The following is a 20,832-nucleotide window of genomic DNA, read 5'->3' as shown; positions in this document are numbered from 1 at the left end:
CCAACGCCAATGTGCCTAAACTTAATGCGAATATGTAGCTGATGTATTTTACATGTAAAGATTTATTGTGCATGATTAAGCCTTATCATTTTATCAATCTCCCTCAGAATTTTATAGTATAGAATTATAAGAATTCATGGGATATCTCGATAGAACAATAATCCTCAATGATTGCCTGATTATGCAAAAAATGTATTTTTTATTAATTTATAGAGTAATGGAGAAAAATATTTTTGCAGAAAAATGCAATTTTTTGACTTATTTATCTACAGGTATTTTTGTATATCTTCTTCTGTGTCAATATCAATCGTGTAATCATGCTTGAGCGTTACATGTAAACATTTTTCATCTCTTAGAAGCGCTTGGGCTCCTTTATCGCCATCAAGTTCCATCAACACGGCATAAGAGCTTTTGGGAAAGATCGCAGGAACAGCAAGTCTTTCTTTGGGTTGATACGATGAAGCAACCATGCAATCTTTACATGTAACGTTTAGAAGTGAGCGATAATGCTCGAGCGGAATCAGAGGTTGATCGCAGAGCATAATGAGCGTGTGCTCAAAAGAAGCGGTATGAGAGATACCAAAGGCGATGGAGCTTCCCATCCCTTTGGCATAATTTTCATGGAAAAGCGCGTTTACATGTAAACCTTTAAGTGCTGTCAAACACGCTTCATATTCGTGCCCAAGCACGACAAAAACGTTTGGTGAGAGCTCTAATGCTTGTTTGGCACTTCGTCTTAACAGTGCCTCATTGTGGTATGTTACAAGCTGTTTAGGACGACCCAATCTTGATGAACTGCCCGCTGCCAAAATGAGAATAGCAAGATCGTTTTGCATGATGGCTACGCTCTCTTGTTTTTTACAGATTCTATCTCTGCACAAATCGCAAGGGCTATGGCTTGCGGTGTTTTTGCCCCAATGTTAAGACCGATGGGTGCATGAAACCGCTCATCCAGCGCAATACTCTCACCTAAAAACTCAACAATTTTATTGGTACGCGTCTGTGATCCTAAAAGTCCAATATAAGCAATTCCAGATTTCAGTGCGCTTTTGAGGTAAAACGAATCTTCTTTAAACACATGACTCATAATAACACAGGCATCAAAACGCTCTTCTTCAAGCAGTGTTTCAAACGCGTGCAAATCGTTAAAGGCTATCTTCTGATCGGCATGAAGAAGAGACGCCAAACGCTCTTGACGGCTATCGCCTACGATCGTCTGCCATCCTAAGATATTCGCCATATCAACCACTGCTTGCACGGCACTGCCAATGCCTAGAACCAACACTTTAAAACTGGGATTGATTGGCTGAACCAGCGTTTGCTCTTTTTCATCGTATATCGCCTTTATAGGTAATGTTTTCACCTCTAAAAAAGCGTCTTTGCCCTCTTTCAAAAGGGGGCGATGAAGCATTGTGGGTATGCCCTCTTTTGCATACGACGCTGCCTCACCTAAAATGCCATAATGTTTAGAACGATAAAAAGGCTCTAGCCAAACTTGAATCAGTCCATTACACCCAACACCCTCTTCCCAACTCTGCAACGAATCATCGGGAAGTCTAAGGTCATGCGTGACAAGCTTTCCCTGCCCCTTTTGCAAGACCTCATCACAACAGTGCAGCAACGCTTCTTCGATGCACCCACCACTCAAAACCCCAACCATTTCATGCGCCGAGTTGACAAGCATGGTCGTTCCAGGTTTTTGATAGGTCGAGCCCTCCGTTTGAACGATACTCAAACAGACAATATCCAGCCCTTTTTCAAAGCTTTCATCAACAAAACGAGTAAACGTTTTATGCTCAAACATCCCCTCTCCTAACTCAAACGAATCGGATACGAGGTATAGCGCTTGCCTGTCGCATCAAAAAGTGCATTGGCAACGGCTGGGAAAAGTGGTGGAACTCCAGGTTCTCCCATACCACCGATTTTCTCACCTGAGTTGATAATCTCTACATGAATTTCGGGTGCATCCGCGATAGTAGCAACCGTATAATCGTAGAAATTATTTTGTTCTGCCTCACCATTTTTGATCGTAATTTCACTGTACTTCGTAATGCCAATGCTAAAGTTTATCGCACTGATAATTTGATTTTCGACATTTAAAGGATTAATCGCCAGTCCACAATCTACCGCAGCCCAAATCTTTTCAACTTTATAGTCACTGTTTTCCACTTTCACTTTAGCCACATACGCAACGATACTGCCAAAGGACTCAACAACAGCCACCCCATACCCGCCATTTTTTTTGCGTGTGTACCAGTTTGACTGCTTTGCTACACTTTTTAAAAGCTCTACAAACCGAGGGTTTTGTAAATTCTTAATACGAAAATCAATCGGATCCATATTTGCCGCAACCGCTGCTTGGTCGATAATGCCCTCAACCAAAGGTCCCGTTTGCGTATGTCCAACGGAGCGTAACCATAAAAGAGGAATCGGAGAATCAGGACAGAAGCCTTGTATATCATGGCTTGCAACTTTATAGTGATGATCCGTTAAACCCTCTTTGTGGGTTGCGTCGATGCCATCTTTAAACATGACTGACTCAAAGAGTGTTCCTTTGATCATGGATTGACCAATGACTTTGGCTTTGAAGCCCAAAATGTTACCCTCTTTGTCTATTGCCATCTCAGCGCTATTGCGATACATTGGACGATAAGAGCCCATTTTAATGTCATCTTCTCTGCTCCACAAAGTCATTACAGGCCACGCTTCATTTTGAGCCGCATAAATTGCATCAATCACAAAATCAGCATGAGGATTACCACGTCTGCCAAAACTACTGCCTAAATAGTTATTGTAGTATTGAACTTTTTCAGGAGGCAATTGGTAGGTTTCCGCACATTTATTGCGGTACAACGTTTGAAACTGTCCACCCATGCTCATAAAAGCGCTATCTTTTTGATGATGCACCGTACAGTTTAAAGGCTCCATTGCGGCATGCGCAAGAAAAGGGAATTTAAAATTAGCTTTGACCACTTTATGTGCATTTGCAAAAGCTTCTTCAATATTGCCATCTTTGCGCATAGGTAAGCACTCTTTGTCCAAATAACTTTCATACTCTTTGGCTAAATCTTCCGAGCTTATTTTTGCAAAAGCCCCTTCATTCCACTCAACAACAACATCATTGATCACCTCTTTTGCTTGCCACCATTTTTCGGCAATAATCGCGATCTTATTATTTGCGAGTTGTTTGACTTTTAAAATACCGGGCTTTTTAAGGGCTGCTGTAGCATCAAAACTTTTCAGGGTTGCACCAAAAACACGTGGATGAATTAAAGCAGCATATTTCATATGTGGTAGTCGTACATCAATACCAAATTGTGCATGACCTGTCACTTTTGCCCATGCTTCTTTCGGGTGACGTTTGGTTGGTTTACCAATCAAAGAAAGTTCAGAATTTTCTTTAAGTGTCACTTTTTCAGGCACTTTCATTACTTTAATTACATCAACAAAAAAGCCATACGGTAAAGATTCTTTCGTTTTGGTATTTGTCAAAGTAGCATTTTTTGTCTGAATCAAATCAGCAGAAATCTTCCAATACTTCGCAGCGGCACTTTTAAGCATTGCGCGAATGGATGCACCAATTTGGCGCATTTGAAGATGTCGTGCTCTTACAGAATTTGACCCGCCTGTGAGCATCATTGGCATACCGGGGATATTGAATATCTCTTTAACAGGCGCTGGTTCAAAAAAGATATCTTCCCATTTGGCATCCAACTCATCGGCGATACACATCGCAAGAACCGTATAAGCCCCTTGTCCCATCTCTGCTTGAGGCAGAAAAAAGGTTATTTCATTTTTTTTCGTAATCTGTATAAAAGCCATTGGCTCAGATGCGCCATTGTCTATCATCTGAGCTCTCGCTTTGAGAGGAATGCCAAAACTCAATAAAAATGCCGAAGCTACAAAGGAGCTGTGTTTTAAAAAATCTCTTCGAGTAAGTCCCATGGTTTATCCTTTCGCTACAGTTGTAATAGCAGATTTAATACGGTTATACGTCCCACAGCGGCAAATGTTTCCACGCATAGCATCGACGATTTCCGTTTCGTTTGGATGAGGGTTTTTCTTCAAAAGGGCTGCCGCGTTCATGATTTGTCCTGGTTGGCAATAACCACATTGGGCTACATCGTGAGCCACCCATGCTTTTTGAAGAGTAGTAACTTCTTTATCGCTGGTGTTTTCAATCGTGCTAATCTGTTTTCCATTGGCTTCACTAATAGGCGTTGAGCAACTCCTGATTGCTTCATTTCCCAATAGAACAGTACACGCGCCACATTGCGCCACGCCACAGCCAAATTTTGTTCCTGTAAGATTGAGATGCTCACGTAAAACCCACAATATAGGGGTATCATCCGCGACATCTACTGAATAGGCTTTGCCATTTACTGTAAATTGAATCATTGTTGTTCCTTGCGTCAAAGTCATGTGTTAGTGCTCCACATTCTAAAAGAAATTATAGGATTTTGTCACACTTTTGTAATAGAACAAAGCTCCATAATTATTGCCTATTTATGCAAATATATATCTGCATTCGTTTTACATGTAAAAAATGCTGTAACGCCTGCCATCATGGTTGCCATCCAAAGAAGAAAAGCGCTAAAAACAAACGTACTTTCATATCCATAAGCATCAAACAAGAGACCTCCAAGTGCCGCACCTAAGGTAATAGCCAATTGGATAATCGCCACCATAAGACCACCTCCTGCTTCTGCTTCATGAGGTAATGTTTGAGCAAGCCACATCCACCAGCCAACAGGCGCTGCCGTCCCTAAAAAGCCCCACAAACTTAGAAGCAAAAACATCGCAATCAAAGAAGTTCCAAAGAATGTGAGCGCTACAGCGATCCCCATCATCATAAAAGGAATCATGATGAGTACGCTGAAAAGACGTGTTTTGAGAACAATGCCTATCACAAACGTACCAAGTAATCCAAAGACTCCCATTGCCAACAACAGTAACGATAGCATACGTACATTCACACCAGTGGTAGTTTCAAGAAAAGGACGAAGGTAGGTAAAAAGTGTAAATTGCCCCATAAAAAAGAGCATGGTTGAAACCATACCCAAGGCAACTCTCCATTGCATCAGTAATTTTAAAACATTACCAAGGGTGGCTCGGTGTTTTGATGAATGAGGGGAAGGCAAGGTGGGAACACTTTTGTAGAGCCACAAAAAAGCGATTAAAGAGAGAGGAACAATACAAAAAAACGCCCCACGCCAGCCAATCATTCCCCCTAAAAAACTACCCAGTGGTGCGGCAATGGTTGTCGATAAAGCATTGCCACCATTGAGAATGGCTAAGGCTTTAGGAACCGATTTTTTCGGAACAAGGCGCATAATGGTTGCGGCTGACATCGACCAAAAGCCTCCTATACAAACGCCCAGTAATGCACGACCGACCATAAGAATCATGGCATTGGGGGCAAAAGCGACAACCATGCTAGAAAGTCCCATGAGTACCGTAAAAAAGAGTAAAACATGGCGTCTATCGCGATGCCCAATAAGAGAGGAGAGCCAAAGACTGGTCATAAGGGCGAAAAAGCCAGAAATAGAGATGGATTGCCCTGCTTCTCCTTCACTCATATGAAGATCAAACGCTATCGGCGTTAAAAGACTGACAGGCATAAACTCGGACGCAACTAAAACCATCGCACATAGAGACATTGCCCAAACAGCGCTCCAAATAGGCGATGGATCATTTGTGTGTTCCTGTACTATTTTATTCATTGTATAACCTTAATTGTGTAGTGTTTCGTATGTTAAAGTATTTCAGAAGGCTTAGTGTCATAGCACTAAGTAAAAAGAAAAAAGTTACTCTAATGCAAGGCTTACCATCACATTACCTTTTCCAAGGGCTTGTTGGAGATATGTTGTATCTTCGATATGTCCAAGTCTCGTGTAAGCATACGATGTTGAGAATGTTTGATAAAAGAGTACAAAGCTATTGCTTCCCCACAACATCACATCTCCTGCGTGGATGGTTCCAAGCTTTGATGGATGCGTGGGTAAATCGCTTGAAAAATGGAAATACTTTTCATTGCCATTGAGTTCACTCATTAAAAGCGTTAAAGGCAACATCGCTTTAAACGCTTTGGTTGTTTCATTCTCCAAAAGTGTTGCCTTAAAAGTATAGGTGCCAATCGTAATGTTTAAAGTTGTGCCCATTTGTCTACTTTGGTGTGCAGAAGCGGTATCGAATGTGACATCATTTCCATACGCATAAAAGCTTATGAAAAAAAGTAGTAGAAAAGAGTTCACGACACAATACCGCTTCATTTTATTTTAAAGCATTTTTAAAAAAGGCTTCGATTTTATCGAAAGGAATTTTCTCCACCTTATCGTATAAATCCACATGAACCGTATTTGGAATAATCATCAACTCTTTAGGCTCATTGGCTGCTTTGTAGGCATCTTCACTAAAGTAGCGTGAGTGTGCATTCTCTCCAGCGATGATAAGAAGTGGACGTGGTGAAATTTCTTTGATGTAGGTCATGAGTGGCATATTCATAAAGGCCAATGGATTGGTAGCATTCCAACTACCTGAAGAATTGAGAGAACGCGCATGAAATCCACGTGAAGTTCGGTAGTAGTCAAAATACTCTTTCACAAATTGAGGCTCATCGCCTTGTAGTTTGTCAGGTAAAATGCGTGAACTTGGAGTAGGTTTTCCCTTTTGTGCATCCACCCAGCGTTGCAAGTTTAAGTTTTCGAGCATTTTTGTACGTTCTTCAAGTGTGACCTTATCATAATACCCTTTTGACATAACACGAGACATATCGTACATACTTGCCACAACAACGGCTTTTACACGTTTATCCACAGCCGTTGCATTTAAGCCCATACCACCAAAACCACAAATGCCGATAATACCAATGCGATTTTTATCGACAAAGGGTTGAATCCCTAAATAATCCACCGCTGCGCTAAAGTCTTCGGTGTTAATATCTGGAGATGAGACATTGCGTGGTTCACCGCCACTCTCTCCCGTATACGATGGATCAAACGCCACAGCCACAAAACCTTTTTCTGCCATCATTTGAGCATAAAGACCAGAGGATTGCTCTTTGACCGCGCCATAAGGTCCACTGATGGCAAGGGCGGGTAAGGAGTTATTGGCACGATTTTTGGGTAAATAGAGATCTGCTGCCAAGGTAATGCCGTAACGATTTTTGAACGTTACTTTTTCATGATCGACTTTATCACTTTTTGGAAATACTTTATCCCATGTTGTTGTCATCGTTACTCCGTTTACTGTTTTGGTATGAGGTTCTTTTGTATTTGAGGCAAAAGAGTTAGTGCCACTTACCAAGGCTAAGCTAGCACCTACGAGAGCACTTTTTTGCATAAATTCGCGTCTTGATTGTTTAGAATTGTTGTCCATGTTTGTTTCCTTATGTAAAATTATTTCGTCTAAAAATTATAAAGAAACATATACAATATCGCTAGACAATTCATCCATAACACATGCCTAATTCTCCAAAAAAATTATATTCTCTCTTGCAGGGCTTTAAGATGCTCACTTGGAGGCACTCCAAACATTCGGGAGTACTCTCTGCTAAATTGTGAAGGGCTTTCATACCCTACTAAAAATGCCACTTCGGATATATCTATTTTTCGAACGCTGAGCATCTGTTTTGCCTCTTCAAGGCGTAGCTTTTTTTGAAACTGTATCGGGGAAAGAGAGGTAATCGTTTTGAAGTTTTGATAAAGTGAGGACTCACTCATCTCTGTTAATTTAGCTAGTTTTTTTATATTTAATTTTTCACTGAAATTATTTTTAATCTCTGTAATTGCCTTCACAATTTTGTTAGATGTTGTGCCTTCCATGGCAAATTTATTGATAAAATAACCACTTTTATCATTAACCAATATGTACAAAATCTCTTTAATGATCAAAGGCGATAAAAATTCAATATCTTCTTTGGGCGTATCAAGCAACTTCACCAATCTTAAAATAGGATCATACAACCTTACATGTAACGTATCAAAGAAGAGTCCTTTTTCTGATTTATATTCAAATTTGAGTTTTTCAGGATGGGTGTTTTTGAGTACTTCATAAATATCTTCAAGCGTAAATTTAATGGTTAATGAGAGATAAGGTAACTCTTTGGAGGCTTCTAATATTTTAATATCAGAAGGAATATGCGTTGAAGCAAGAAGATACTTATAAGGATCATACTTATACATCTGGTTTCCAAACCCAACCGCTTTTGAACCCTGTATAATGATACATAAACACGGCTCATACATAATGCTTTTAAACTCTGTTGGTGCTGTTTCAATATTGAAACTTAAACAAGGTATATCACTTTGAATACTTCCATTAAGCCCATAGCGTAGCTTTAAAAAATCAATCAATGCGTATCGGTAGGTATCCAAAGCACTATCCATAAACATCCTTTAGGTTTCGAGAAAGTAGTGTTCTTGCATTATATAAAATTATCTTCTATTGTGTTACAACAATCCTCCAAACTACTTGCCTAATTCTCCATTTTATAAATATTTCACGCTAAGCTTAGATGTTTAAGTGATGCTTGGTGCATTTGAATGTATCTGTTTTCACTAGGATAGGCATATTTAAAAAGTGGCAAGCCCAAAATTTCGCCTATATACGAAAAATACTCTTCATGTTTAATGCTATCAAGAAATGCAGAAGTAGCCTCCCGCTTCGCTACAAAATTTTCAAGCCTTTGGGTGTAAAAATCTTGATTGAGTTTGCTGTCTTTACAAATCACTTTGCCTGTATCAAAATTGACCGAAGGGCACGCTGTATCAACCAAAATATGTTCAAAATAAGGACTCACAGGATAAAGCTTACACGCAGGTGCTCGATGTTCATAAATGCTACATTTCATGTCACTATAATATTTACAATGTCCTTTCCCATCATTAAGCATTACATATACAACCAAATCTGCCTCATCATTAACACTAAATACAATAGGAAAATTTTGGTACACCTCTTCAAAATCCTCTAAAATAAGCGGTGATGCCGCAAATCCTTTGGCACCATTGCAACAATGACCTTCGCACTCCGAACAGCCATTAAAGTATAAATTATGACGTTTTATATTGACAAAACTTCCGACACTTTCCATAAAAACTCACTTTGAATTGGATTAAATTTGAGATTGAGAGTGTTTACATGTAAAGATGTAATCGATAGGAAAAAGCCACTTTACTAACTAAAAATTGGCTTTATGGGTTATAAAAATTCAAATTTATTTTCGAGAAAATTATAGAATGAGAGGTGTACAACACGATAGACTGATTCTCCGTAAAAGTTGCCTATTTCTACGAATTTTAAGTAATGGTGAAGAAGATAAAAGAGCGTGCAAACGCCATAGTTAGGGCTTAAGGCGCTTACATGTAAAAAAGTTTTAGGAGTCTAGTTTTATCACATACCTATTCAGTTTTACAGCACTATTGACAAAGGAATAAAGTTGATGCTATGATACATGTGTATATACACATAAGGAGCTAGCATGAAAAATGAAAGCTGTTACAAAGAAGCGAGTATCTGTCATTGTACAAACATGCGACGTGCTTCACGATCCCTCTCACATCTTTATGATGTGTTTTTAAAACCTTCTGGGCTCAATGTCGCACAATATGCTTTACTCAATCATCTCAAACGCCATTCACCTATTAAAATGAATGATTTTTCCCATGTCATGCGTCTTGAACGAACCACGTTACTCCGCAATTTAAAACCATTAATTGCCCAAGGATTCATAACAATAGACCTACCAGAGCATGAAAAAGCAAAAATTATCCAACTCAGCCCTAAAGGCTATGACATTTTAACTACAGCCCTTCCCTATTGGGAACAAGCCCAAAAGTCTATTGCCGAACAGATTACCGAGGAAGAGCTCCAAACATTTTTACAGGTACTCCACAAATTAGAAACTATCACACGTTAAGGAAAAACCATGCCACCAAAACCACTGCATTCAGCTTGGGTACTTATGATTACCTCTGCCGTCATCTTTTCCATTACGATGGGTGCACGACAATCATTGGGTCTTTTTATCGCTCCTATTAACCTCTCAACAGGACTTGACATTGTTTCCATAAGTTTTGCGCTTGCTGTGGGTCAATTTTTTTGGGGTCTTGCTCAGCCTATTTTTGGAGCGATTGCCGATAAAAAAGGCTCTTATGGTGTGATTGTTTTTGGAGCATTTCTTCTTTTTAGTGGACTTGCACTTACGCCCTTTGTTCACTCGGAATATACACTTATTTTAACACTGGGTATTTTAAGTGCTGCAGGCGCTGGGGCGGGAAGTTTTTCGATTCTTATTGGTGCGACAGCAAAGCAATTACCTGTAGAAAAACGTGCTTTTGCAGGGGGATTTATTAACGCGGGTGGCTCTTTCGGGCAATTTATTTTTGCACCCCTTGCGCAAGCGATCATCAGTAGTTTTGGTTGGATCTGGGCTATGTTTACACTCGCGGTATCAACTCTTTTAACCATTCCACTGGCCTCTTTACTCAAACCAAAACATGTGACTGAAAAGCCAATAGTGATCGAAACAATAACCAATGAATTAGGACTGACAGAGCAAGTACGCCAAGCGATGAAAAACACCAGTTATCTTTGTTTACATGCAGGCTTTTTTACGTGTGGTTTTCATATCGCGTTTTTAGTGACCCACCTTCCCGGCGAAGTTGCTTTATGCGGTCATTCCGCAAGTGTTTCAGCTATCTCTTTGTCACTTATCGGGCTTTTTAATATTGCAGGAAGTCTTTTTGCAGGGTACCTTGGGTCAATTTACCGTATGAAATACATTTTAGTCGTTATGTATGCAAGCCGTACCGCGATGATAGCACTTTATCTTCTCTCTCCCAAAACACCATTAACCTTTTATATCTTTGCGGCTTCACTAGGATTTACATGGCTTGCAACAGTCCCACCTACGGCTGGACTCGTAGGTAAACTCTTTGGCACAAAATATTTAGCAACGCTCTTTGGACTCACACTGCTGACACATCAAGTAGGAGGTTTTCTTGGTGCTTGGCTTGGTGGACTTTTCATGGCACACGATGGCGATTATCACTGGATGTGGTATCTCGATATGATTTTAGCAGCTATTGCAGCACTTGTGAATTTTCCAATCAAAGAAGACAAAGTCGTCCAAAAAGTTTAATATCTTAAACGTATTTCATTCCATGGAAACAGACAACAGCTTATTTCAACGTTGTTGTCTGCTTCTGCATTATTCTTCTTTTCCGAAAATAACAGCTCCATTTGTGCCACCAAAACCATAGTTAGCGCTCAAAACCGTGCGTAACTCTGCCACTCTTGCTTTGTTGGGAATGTAATCCAGTTGCATCTCTTCGCTTGATGCCTCAAAATTAATCGTCGGAGGCATTATGTTAGCATTTAATGCCATGATAGAAACGACCGCTTCGATTGTCCCCGCGGCACCGAGTGTATGGCCTGTTGAGCCCTTGATGGAACTTAGGGGAGGAACTTTCTCAAATAAGCTTTCAAACATTTTGCTCTCATACAAATCATTGTAATACGTACTGGTTCCATGTGCATTGATATAGTCAATTTTTGGATTTCCTGCCATTGTAAGTGCTGCTTTGATTGCCCTTGCGGCACCTTCATGATTGACTAAAGGCGTTGTGATGTGATGAGCATCGGCACTCTCTCCAAACCCTAATAGTTTGGCATAGATGGTTGCCTCTCTTCTTTGAGCTGATTCTAGGCTCTCTAAAATAAGCGCTCCCGCACCTTCTCCAAGAATAAAACCATCTCTGTCTTTGTCAAAAGGGCGTGAGGCATGAGTGGGGTCATCATTGCGGGTGGAGAGTGCATTCATGTTTGCAAATCCTCTAAGTCCGATGGGGCAAATACACGCTTCAGCACCCACAGCAACCATCGCATCTGCACCTCCAAGCATAATCGTTTTTGCAGCTTCCGTAATCGCATGAAGTCCTGCCGTACATGCAGTGGTGCTGGAAAGATTGGGCCCTCTTAAATCGTGATAGATAGAGACATAGCCGCTTAACATATTGGTGATGGTGGAGGGAACAAAAAAGGGTGAAACACCTTTAGCCCCTTTTTGAAAACTACTAATGACATTTTTTTCAATCGTGGGAAGCCCTCCAATGCCCGTCGCGCCACAGACACCAAATCGATCCCGATCAATATCTCCCATTTTGATATTGGCACGTTGCATTGCTTCTGCAACCGCTTGCAATCCAAGATGAATAAATCGATCTGCTTTTTTCTGCTCTTTTTTATCCATCACATCATCAGGATTAAAATTTTTAACTTCGCAGGCAATGCGTACTTTTTCACTGCTTGCATCAAAATGAGAGATGATGTCTACGCCACTCTTGCCAGCTAAAAGAGCACTAAAGGCATCGTTTGCATTATTGCCTACACCATTAATCATGCCATACCCTGTGATGACGACTTCGTGAATTTTCATGCTATTGCTCCAAATATATTTCTAGTTTTATCTATTACGAATGCGCTGATATATAGGCTTTATTGAGTACATTAAGCGCCATGTTTGGAGAGATGCGACTTACCATTTTAAGGAGATTACTCTGCCCTGGTCTTATCTCCTCTTTATCACGCTTGATACCTTCTAGTGCGATCTTTACAAGTTTTGTCACATTCATGAGCCCCATACTTTCTTGTTCACTGGCGTCAAATTCGTTAATCAATGGCGTCTCAATTGCTGGCGGAGCTAATTCAAAAATTTTGACATTGGTATTGAGGAGTTGAATGCGTAACGATTGTGTATAAGAGTGGAGTGCCGCTTTGGTTGCACAGTAAACGGGAGTACTCACAATGGGAGCAAAGGCAAGTGCCGATGAGACATTGATGATGGCAGCTTTTTGTTGTTGTTTCAAATGAGGTAAAAACTGAGTACACATGCGTATAACGCCGTTCACATTGGTATCGATCTCTTGTGTGAGTGTCAGTAAGTCAATTTCTTGTTGCAAATCAATTTTTTTCATAATCCCCGCATTGTTAATCACGATATTAAGGGCAGGGAATTGTTGTGAAACGGCTTCATATAAATTGATGATCTCTTGAGGATTGGCTACATCGCATTGAAATGTGTGGACATTTTTTAAGTTGGCTTTTGCCTGATCCAGTTTTTCTTGATTACGCCCTGTTATGATAACCGTGTTACTGTCGCAAAGTTGACGAGCCAGTTCATAGCCAATGCCACTTGTTCCACCTGTAATTAGGATTGTATTATGTGTCATATTCATTTGCTTTCCTTTTGATCTATCTTGAATACAATTTTACTTGCATGATGATAGTATAATATTTTTGCTATAATAATGCAAGTAAAATGGAGAAACTTATGAAACGAAAAAGTTACAATGAAATGCCATGCCCCATAGCACAATGTTTGGAGCATATTGGAGAGTGGTGGAGTTTGCTCATTATTAGAGATGCGTTTAGGGGACTTAAACGATTTGATGAATTTCAAAAAGGACTTGGCATTGCGCCAAACATACTGACACGAAGGCTTAACGACCTTGTAGACTCTGGAATTTTAGAGCGTCAAAATTATGGAGAAAGTACAAAACGTTATGAGTATGTTTTATCCAAGCAAGGTAAAGATCTCTACCCTTTAATCGTCGCTATGTTTACATGGGGAGACAAATATTCTCCGCCAAAAGGTATAAAAAGCCATTTCATTAACATCCAAACAGGCGAAATTGCTGAACCTATTTTGATTGACAAAAAAACGGGGTTAGAGATGCGCATGGATGCCTATCGTGTACACATGACATACGATTTAAACAAGGAATAACATGTCATTCAAGTGCTGTGTAAAGGAGAATCTATAAGAATTATTTTGGTGGAGGAAAGCTTATTTGTCCACAAAATGTTTCAGTGACTCTAAATGCATTTGAATGTATTTAGAATCGCTAGGTTGATTGTATGTGAACAGTGGCAGTCCTAAAATATCCCCCACGTAATCAAAATGATCCAGATGATGAATACTCTCAAGAAATGTCTGCGTTGCTGCTAATTTTTGAACAAAATTTTCAAGTCTTTTGGTATAAAAATCACTGTGTAATTGCCCATCACTACAGATTGATTTACCAAACTCACTATTGACCGAAGGGCAATTTGTATCAACTAAGAGATGCTCAAAGTAAGGGCTGATGGGGTAAAGTTCGCAGGCAGGAGGTCTTTGATCATAGATACTGCATAGATTATCGACACAATATTTGCAATAATTTTGTCCATCATTTAAAAGAACATAGACCACTAATTTTTCACCACTAAGACTAAATAAAATGGCAAAATTTTTATAGACTGCTTCAAAATCTTCTAAAATAAGTGGCGATACAGCAAAACCTTTAGCGCCGTTACAACAATGACCTTCACACGTTGAACAGCCGTTAAAATGCAAATTTTGCTTCTTGATGTGTACAAAACTACCTATATTTTCCATAAAATTCACTTTGGGATAAATTGCGTGGATTATAGTATCGTATATTTGGAGTATTTACATGTAAAATGTTTAAAGAAGCCAATGTGTACCCGAAGAAATACGCAATTGGCTTTAAGAAGAAGCGCTTACCACGCTCTGTGATTAACCAAAACGTCCTGTAATGTAATCTTCTGTTTTTTTCTCTTTAGGATTTACAAACAGTGTCTTAGCATCACTGTATTCGATCAAATTTCCCAAATGGAAAAATGCGGTATAGTCCGCAATTCGCGCTGCTTGTTGCATATTGTGTGTGACAATAACAATTGAAAAGTTTTTCTTCAAATCCAACATCAAGTTCTCAATCTTCTCCGTTGAAATCGGATCAAGGGCAGATGTGGGCTCATCCATCAAAATGACATCAGGCTCAACCGCAATAGCACGTGCAATACATAAACGTTGTTGTTGTCCACCAGAGAGTGCCGTTCCGGGGTCTTTGAGTTTGTCTTTAACCTCTTCCCAAAGGTTAGCGCCTTTTAATGCTCGCTCAACCAACTCATCACACTCTTTGCCTTTTTTGACAATGTCATGCATCAAAGGAGCATACGCTACGTTTTCATAGATACTTTTTGGAAAAGGGTTCGGTTGTTGAAACACCATCCCCACACGCTTACGAACCGCTACGACATCAATGTCTTTGTCGTAAATATCGTGCCCGTCAATACCGATAAATCCTTCTACTCTACAGTTTTGAACCAAATCGTTCATGCGGTTGATACAACGCAAAAAGGTGGATTTTCCACATCCGCTCGGTCCTATGAGTGCCGTAATTTTTTTGGTATAAATATCCATATTAATGGAATTCAGCGCTTGTTTTTCACCATAAAAAAGGTTGAGATTTTTAACTTCAATTTTGACCGTTTCTTTAGCTGTATTGCTCTCTTCGCGATCCATCATTGTTGTGTGAATAAAACCATTTTCCATATCTGTTACCACTTTCTTTCAAATTTTTTTCGTAAATAAATTGCTACCGCATTTAGAGAAAGCAAAAGCGCAAGCAGGACAATAATCGCGGCTGCTGTTCGCTCTAAATAGGCTTTTTCAGGCATTCCTGCCCATGTAAAGATTTGTGCAGGAAGCACGGTTGCCGAGTCTGTAAAGCTGGTAGCGGCATCTGGTACAAACGCGATCATTCCCACAATAATCAAAGGTGCTGTCTCACCAATCGCACGGGCTATGGAGATGATAGAACCTGTCAAAATCCCAGGCATTGCTACTGGTAAAACGTGATCTCGCACGATCTGCCATTTGGTCAGTCCCAGTCCAAAGCCTGCTTGACGAATACTGGCAGGAACAGACTTAAGCGCCGCTTTGGAGCTTACGATGATAACCGGTAAACTCATGAGCGCCAACGTCATACCACCCACCAGAGGTGAGCTTCTTGGCACTCCAAAGAAGTTAATAAAAATCGCCAATCCCAAAAGACCAAAAAGGATGGAAGGAATAGCGGCTAGATTGTTAATGTTGACCTCAATGATGTGCGTCAATTTGTTTTCAGGCGCAAACTCTTCAAGGTAAATCGCTGTCATAACACCGATAGGAAAAGCTATGACAATGGTCACGATCATCGTCAAAAGACTACCAATAATCGCAGAATAAATACCTGAATTTTCAGGGATTTTTGAGTCTCCAGCTGTTAAAAAGCGGCTATTGAATTTCAGTTCCACTTTGCCTTGATCTTTCAGTTCATCCACATATTTTCGATCGCGCTCAGAACTACGAGACTCTTTACCTTTCAGGTATTGATCGACTTCAGAGTTTGCAAGTGCCCAAAACTCTTGTTTGGTATTCATCCATGAAGGATTAGCGTTAATCAAAGCAGGAAGATCTCTGAGCCATGCACGGCTGATGATTTTGAGCTGTTTACCATTGACCGCACCGTAAGGATTTTCCAAAATATCTTCGGTAACTTGGACTTCAATTTTGATCTGTGTTTGCATAAAAGCAGGATACCCTGCACGTACAATATCCACCAAAAAGAAGAGCAGAAATGAGATGGAAAAGACGATGGCAAGAATCGTGAGATACTTAAAAATAGCTGCTTTTTGGTTACGTCTCTTAATTTGAGGAATGTAAAAATAATTATCGTTCTTCGGCATAAACGTCCTTTAGAGTGTTGAAACTTTGTATTTTCGGTGGAAACTACGAATGGTACTGACCGAAATAATGTTGATCACAAGGGTTACGACAAAGAGTACAAAACCAAGTGCAAATGCTGAAAGTGTCAGTGGGTTGTTAAATTCTTGATCACCTGTTAGAGACTCAACAATTTTGACCGTTACCGTTGTCATGTCTTCGAGTGGATTCCATGATAGATTGGGACGTAGTCCTGCTGCCATAACAACGATCATGGTCTCTCCAAGTGCCCTTGAAACGGCTAAAAGAATCGATGCAATGATACCTGGCATCGCAGAAGGGAGGACGACAAAACGAATCGCTTCTGCTTTATTCATACCAAGGGCATACGCACCATTTCGCATACTTTGAGGAACGGAGCTAATCACATCATCCGAGAGGGAAGAGATAAAAGGAATAATCATAACCCCCATGATAATGCCACATGAAAGGGCATTTTGGTACTGTGCTTCAATGCCAAAGAGAGCGAAAAATTTTACAATCGCAGGGGCTATGGTCAATGCAGCAAAAAAGCCATACACCACGGTTGGGATACCTGCTAAGATCTCTAAAAACGGTTTAACTTGAGAACGAAGTTTTGGTGTTGCGTACTCTGACATAAAGATAGCCGACATAAGACCTACAGGAACGGCTAAGATCATCGCCATAATGGTGATGTAAAACGTTCCTGCAAAAATAGGCACGGCGCCAAATTTCGCTTGTGCTGAACCTGCATCGGCTCTACCAGCTCCTTCTAAAAAGGCTGTATCGGGAGACCATTCTGTTCCAAAAAGAAAATATGTAATGCTTTGGGTTTGAAAGAAATGAAATGCTTCAAAAATAATGGAGAGCAAAATTCCAAATGTTGTCATAATCGAGACCAAAGAAGCAAACAACAACATCCCTTTGATGAAGTTTTCAACCGCATCACGTGCTCTGGTTTTGGGGTCAACTTGTCTGAAAAAAAGCCATAACGCAATTGAGCCAACGCTTAAAGCTCCGCCTACAAGTAAAAAAGGAGGAATAGAATTGATCCCAAAAAGATATAAAAATACTCCCACAACCCCAATCGTAATGATAGGAAGCCCTGTGTAGAGTGCGACAAACCAACCGTATTGGTCGGGCTGAGAATGCATTTTAATACCTTTAGCGCGCATCGTAACAGCACGAGCTCTACCGATGATATAGCCTATGAACATCAGTGGGAAAAGACCACCAAAAAAGATAAGATAGAGAGTTTGAGTGCTCACCAGAGTCCTTTAAAAATATAGAGTGAGAAGATGCCAAAACATCTTCTCTTGGTTTTACATGTAAACTTATGGAAGAATAGTATTTTTCTTAACCATCTCTTCGCTGAGTTTGGTTTTTGCTAAAACTGCCGCTTGAACTTTTTTAAGGTCTTCATCCGTCATTGGAACCAAACCAATGGTTTTAAGCACACCTTTTGAGCCGATCATTTTTGCATCAACGTAAAGCTTCATAAACTCATCCATCCCTTTAACTTGAGCACGGTGAGAGTTTTTAGCGTACATGTAAAGGCTTCTTGAGATCGGGTATTTTGCTGAAGAGATCGTCTCAAATGCTGGCTCAACACCATCCACTGATGCGCCATTGATTTTATCTTGATTCTCTTCGAGGAAGCTATAACCAAAGATACCAAATGCGGCTGTGTCTTTTGTGAGTTTTTGAACGATCAAGTTGTCATTTTCACCCGCTGGCACATAAACGCCATCTTGACGGATTGCTTTAAACTTACCTTTTTTGTCGCCATACGCATCAAATTTAGCAGAACTGTGTTCCATAACCATTTCATCAAATGAGTCACGTGTTCCTGATGTGGTTGGAGGACCATAAACAGTGATTTTTCTATTTGGAAGGCCTGCATCGATCTCATTCCATGTTTTGTATGGGTTTTTAATCAGTGATTTGCCATCTTTACTTGGAACTTCTTCAGCAAGTGCTAAAAACATCTGTTCACGTGTAAAGTTAATTTTTCCATTGGTTTTTGATTGTGCAAACGCAATACCATCAAACCCAACCATCATACCAGTGATGTCAGTAACGCCATTGTCCGCACATGTTTTAAACTCAACTGCCTTCATAGGACGTGAAGCATTTGTAAAATCAGGGGTATCAAGACCATCGCCTGCACAAAAGAGTTTCATGCCACCACCGGTTCCTGTTGATTCAACGACTGGTGTTTTGTTGCCTGTAACGGATTTAAACTCTTCCGCTACATAACTTGTAAAAGGATATACGGTTGAAGAACCAACAATTTTGATCTGATCTCTAGCACTTGCAGTCACACTTAAAGCTGCAACACTTAAAAGCGCTACTGCGCACGTTTTGATAGTCATTTGTATACTCCATTTCTAAAATTTGGTAGTGTCATTTTAGAAGAAATTGATTACAACTTGGTTACGGAATCCTTTTACCAGGTAGAACAAAATCCTTGTGCTCAATAGTTTATTATCGGCTAAGTGCTATAATTTTAATATTTTAATATTATTTCAGTTACAAGGATTTTTTAATGTTACAAACAATACGCGCCAAACTGTTCTTTTTACTTGTCATCGTTCTAGCAGGTACTGTAAGCTTAGGTTATCTACTAATTTCTAATACAAATAATGCTCGTGTGATCGTTCAAAAAGTTCAAGCTACGGGTGAAATTGCTAAACATGCTTCAGAACTTTTGGTACATGCTAGAGGCTTTCAAATTTCAAATAAGCAACAATCCATTGACAGCTATAACAAATCTCAAAAAGATCTCATGGTAGCGGTGAAACAACTCAAAACCCTTCTTCAAGCTAAAGAGAACATCGCACTGTTAAATCAATTAGAAGCAGCTGCCATCGAGCTTGAACAAACAGCAGGACCGCGCTTTGATCTTATGAAAAAGTATACAACAGCACTTACTTCTGCTGAGTTTCTTGCTACTGCTGATGGTAAAGCATTTGATGAGCTCACCAAAAGACGTGCCGTAGCCTATAAAACATTAGATGAAACATCCGCTAAACTCTCACAAGCTATTGATGAATATGAAGGTGGCGTGTTAGACCGTGCAAAACTATTAGGTATTGTTATGGCAATATTGATTTCGGGTGGTTCATTTGCGCTTTTCATATTTGTGGCAAATCAAATCAAGACATCGATCGATACTGCAACAAAAGAGTGTAATTATATTGGTAAAAATAAAGATCTTTACCATAGCATCACAACCATTGGCAATGATGAAATTTCTCACATGATGCAAACAGTCAATGCCCTCCTTTCCCAGCTACGTAGTGCGATTGATGATGCTAAGCGTACAGCCATAGAAAATGCAGCCGTTGCGGAAGAGCTCTCTTCTACCTCTTTACAAATTGGTAAACGTACTGAAGACGCTGCGAAAGAAGTCGATGAAACTCTACAAGCAACCAAAACCGTTGCTACTATCTTAAAAACAAGCGAAGCGAGTTCCACTCAATCAGGCAATATGATCACAAGCGTTGCCAATGAATTAGGAGATGCTTCCAAAGAAGTGCTTTCTGTCTCTTCAGATCTTCAAACTATTGTTGTAAGCCAAACCGATTTATCAAGCCGTCTTGAGCATCTCGATCAAGAAGTGACACAAGTACAACAAGTGCTTGGTGTTATTGCAGATATTGCAGAACAAACCAACCTTTTAGCCCTTAACGCAGCCATTGAAGCGGCACGCGCAGGTGAACATGGACGTGGTTTTGCTGTTGTTGCCGATGAAGTGCGAAAACTCGCTGAACGTACTCAAAAAAGCCTTGTGGAAAGCAATGCTACTGTTGCCGTTATCGTCCAATCTGTCAGCACTGCAACCGAAATCATGAAACGAAGTGCTGGGGAAATCCAAGCACTTGGACATCGTGCTGAAAACACTCAAGCATTGATGCTTAAAACCGTTGACAATATGAATGAAGCCAAAGTATTAGCACTGGGTACCGTAAAAGATGCGCAGGAAGGAAGCGCAAAAGCAAGCGAAGTGATGGATCGTATCAACAGCATACATCAGCTTTCTACGACAAATGCCAGAAGTGTTGAAGAGATTGCCTCTGCGGCAGAACACCTCTCAAAACTTTCTGACAATCTCAGCCATGCACTCGCTGCATTTAAAACTGCCTAAAGAACAATAAACTCAAAACATACTCCAAGCCTCTTTCTGGGGCTTGGAGTATACAGACCTCTTTTTGATCTCTTTCCCAAGACCAGTTTTTCCATTATCAAACGACATA

The 20,832-nt window shown here is 40.1% G+C and carries 20 protein-coding genes; 4 read left to right on the top strand and 16 right to left on the bottom strand.

The genetic code is table 11. From position 1 onward, the window contains the following. Positions 1–266 precede the first annotated feature (266 nt). The 9 genes from SAR02S_RS10390 to SAR02S_RS10350 all read right to left on the bottom strand — a co-directional run bounded on the left by SAR02S_RS10390 (position 267) and on the right by SAR02S_RS10350 (position 9,094). Positions 267–836, bottom strand: a complete 570-nt coding sequence (locus tag SAR02S_RS10390) for a nucleotidyltransferase family protein (protein ID WP_041959366.1) — start codon at positions 834–836, stop codon at positions 267–269. A 5-nt stretch (positions 837–841) separates the two neighbouring features. Further along, entirely contained in the window at positions 842–1,804 is a 963-nt protein-coding gene (locus SAR02S_RS10385; protein WP_041959364.1) for an XdhC family protein, read from the bottom strand. 8 nt (positions 1,805–1,812) lie between these two features. After that, the gene (locus tag SAR02S_RS10380) at positions 1,813–3,945 is read right to left on the bottom strand and encodes a xanthine dehydrogenase family protein molybdopterin-binding subunit (protein ID WP_041959362.1); all 2,133 of its coding nucleotides are present in this window, start codon (positions 3,943–3,945) and stop codon (positions 1,813–1,815) included. A gap of 3 nt (positions 3,946–3,948) precedes the next feature. Further along, entirely contained in the window at positions 3,949–4,398 is a 450-nt protein-coding gene (locus SAR02S_RS10375; protein ID WP_041959360.1) for a (2Fe-2S)-binding protein, read from the bottom strand. Between the two features lie 104 nt (positions 4,399–4,502). Beyond that, positions 4,503–5,723, bottom strand: a complete 1,221-nt coding sequence (locus SAR02S_RS10370; RefSeq protein ID WP_084218492.1) for an MFS transporter — start codon at positions 5,721–5,723, stop codon at positions 4,503–4,505. 84 nt (positions 5,724–5,807) lie between these two features. After that, positions 5,808–6,161, bottom strand: coding sequence for a cyclophilin-like fold protein (locus SAR02S_RS10365; RefSeq protein WP_052433602.1), 354 nt, complete (start codon positions 6,159–6,161; stop codon positions 5,808–5,810). A gap of 112 nt (positions 6,162–6,273) precedes the next feature. Beyond that, complete coding sequence (locus SAR02S_RS10360) at positions 6,274–7,377, bottom strand: alpha/beta hydrolase (RefSeq protein WP_084218491.1); 1,104 nt, start codon at positions 7,375–7,377, stop codon at positions 6,274–6,276. Positions 7,378–7,481: 104 nt separating this feature from the next. Next, the gene (locus SAR02S_RS10355; RefSeq protein ID WP_041959357.1) at positions 7,482–8,387 is read right to left on the bottom strand and encodes an AraC family transcriptional regulator; all 906 of its coding nucleotides are present in this window, start codon (positions 8,385–8,387) and stop codon (positions 7,482–7,484) included. A 113-nt stretch (positions 8,388–8,500) separates the two neighbouring features. Further along, on the bottom strand, positions 8,501–9,094 hold the full coding sequence (locus tag SAR02S_RS10350; protein ID WP_041959356.1) for a YkgJ family cysteine cluster protein: 594 nt from the start codon (positions 9,092–9,094) through the stop codon (positions 8,501–8,503). A gap of 387 nt (positions 9,095–9,481) precedes the next feature. On the opposite strand from SAR02S_RS10350, the gene SAR02S_RS10345 reads away from it, so the two are divergent. Beyond that, complete coding sequence (locus SAR02S_RS10345; RefSeq protein WP_041959354.1) at positions 9,482–9,919, top strand: MarR family winged helix-turn-helix transcriptional regulator; 438 nt, start codon at positions 9,482–9,484, stop codon at positions 9,917–9,919. Between the two features lie 9 nt (positions 9,920–9,928). Then, a complete protein-coding gene (locus tag SAR02S_RS10340) occupies positions 9,929–11,143 on the top strand; it encodes an MFS transporter (protein WP_041959353.1) in 1,215 nt (404 codons plus the stop codon). 69 nt (positions 11,144–11,212) lie between these two features. Here SAR02S_RS10340 and fabF read toward each other — a convergent pair whose 3' ends face one another. Next, a complete protein-coding gene (gene fabF / locus SAR02S_RS10335) occupies positions 11,213–12,433 on the bottom strand; it encodes a beta-ketoacyl-ACP synthase II (protein WP_156961468.1) in 1,221 nt (406 codons plus the stop codon). A gap of 40 nt (positions 12,434–12,473) precedes the next feature. Next, entirely contained in the window at positions 12,474–13,238 is a 765-nt protein-coding gene (locus SAR02S_RS10330) for an SDR family oxidoreductase (RefSeq protein WP_041959351.1), read from the bottom strand. A 95-nt stretch (positions 13,239–13,333) separates the two neighbouring features. Here SAR02S_RS10330 and SAR02S_RS10325 point away from each other — a divergent pair, with 95 nt between their 5' ends. Then, a complete protein-coding gene (locus SAR02S_RS10325; RefSeq protein WP_041959350.1) occupies positions 13,334–13,789 on the top strand; it encodes a winged helix-turn-helix transcriptional regulator in 456 nt (151 codons plus the stop codon). A gap of 60 nt (positions 13,790–13,849) precedes the next feature. Here SAR02S_RS10325 and SAR02S_RS10320 read toward each other — a convergent pair whose 3' ends face one another. The 5 genes from SAR02S_RS10320 to SAR02S_RS10300 all read right to left on the bottom strand — a co-directional run bounded on the left by SAR02S_RS10320 (position 13,850) and on the right by SAR02S_RS10300 (position 18,948). Continuing rightward, positions 13,850–14,440, bottom strand: a complete 591-nt coding sequence (locus SAR02S_RS10320) for a YkgJ family cysteine cluster protein (protein ID WP_041959348.1) — start codon at positions 14,438–14,440, stop codon at positions 13,850–13,852. A 141-nt stretch (positions 14,441–14,581) separates the two neighbouring features. Then, positions 14,582–15,370 carry a phosphate ABC transporter ATP-binding protein PstB gene (gene pstB, locus SAR02S_RS10315; protein WP_041959476.1) on the bottom strand — a complete coding sequence of 263 codons (789 nt, stop codon included), beginning with the start codon at positions 15,368–15,370 and terminating at the stop codon, positions 14,582–14,584. A 35-nt stretch (positions 15,371–15,405) separates the two neighbouring features. After that, positions 15,406–16,575, bottom strand: a complete 1,170-nt coding sequence (gene pstA / locus SAR02S_RS10310; protein WP_041959346.1) for a phosphate ABC transporter permease PstA — start codon at positions 16,573–16,575, stop codon at positions 15,406–15,408. 9 nt (positions 16,576–16,584) lie between these two features. Continuing rightward, the gene (gene pstC, locus SAR02S_RS10305) at positions 16,585–17,571 is read right to left on the bottom strand and encodes a phosphate ABC transporter permease subunit PstC (protein ID WP_439645585.1); all 987 of its coding nucleotides are present in this window, start codon (positions 17,569–17,571) and stop codon (positions 16,585–16,587) included. 336 nt (positions 17,572–17,907) lie between these two features. Further along, entirely contained in the window at positions 17,908–18,948 is a 1,041-nt protein-coding gene (locus SAR02S_RS10300; RefSeq protein WP_041959343.1) for a PstS family phosphate ABC transporter substrate-binding protein, read from the bottom strand. Positions 18,949–19,121: 173 nt separating this feature from the next. On the opposite strand from SAR02S_RS10300, the gene SAR02S_RS13670 reads away from it, so the two are divergent. Beyond that, positions 19,122–20,723: a methyl-accepting chemotaxis protein gene (locus tag SAR02S_RS13670; RefSeq protein ID WP_041959342.1), complete on the top strand. Its 1,602-nt coding sequence runs from the start codon at positions 19,122–19,124 to the stop codon at positions 20,721–20,723. Positions 20,724–20,832 lie beyond the last annotated feature (109 nt).

The organism is Sulfurospirillum arsenophilum NBRC 109478 (assembly GCF_000813345.1).
In the GTDB taxonomy this organism is placed as follows: Bacteria; Campylobacterota; Campylobacteria; order Campylobacterales; family Sulfurospirillaceae; genus Sulfurospirillum; species Sulfurospirillum arsenophilum.
Note: the sequence above shows the minus strand (reverse complement) of the source record. Positions and strands in the feature narration are given on the sequence as shown.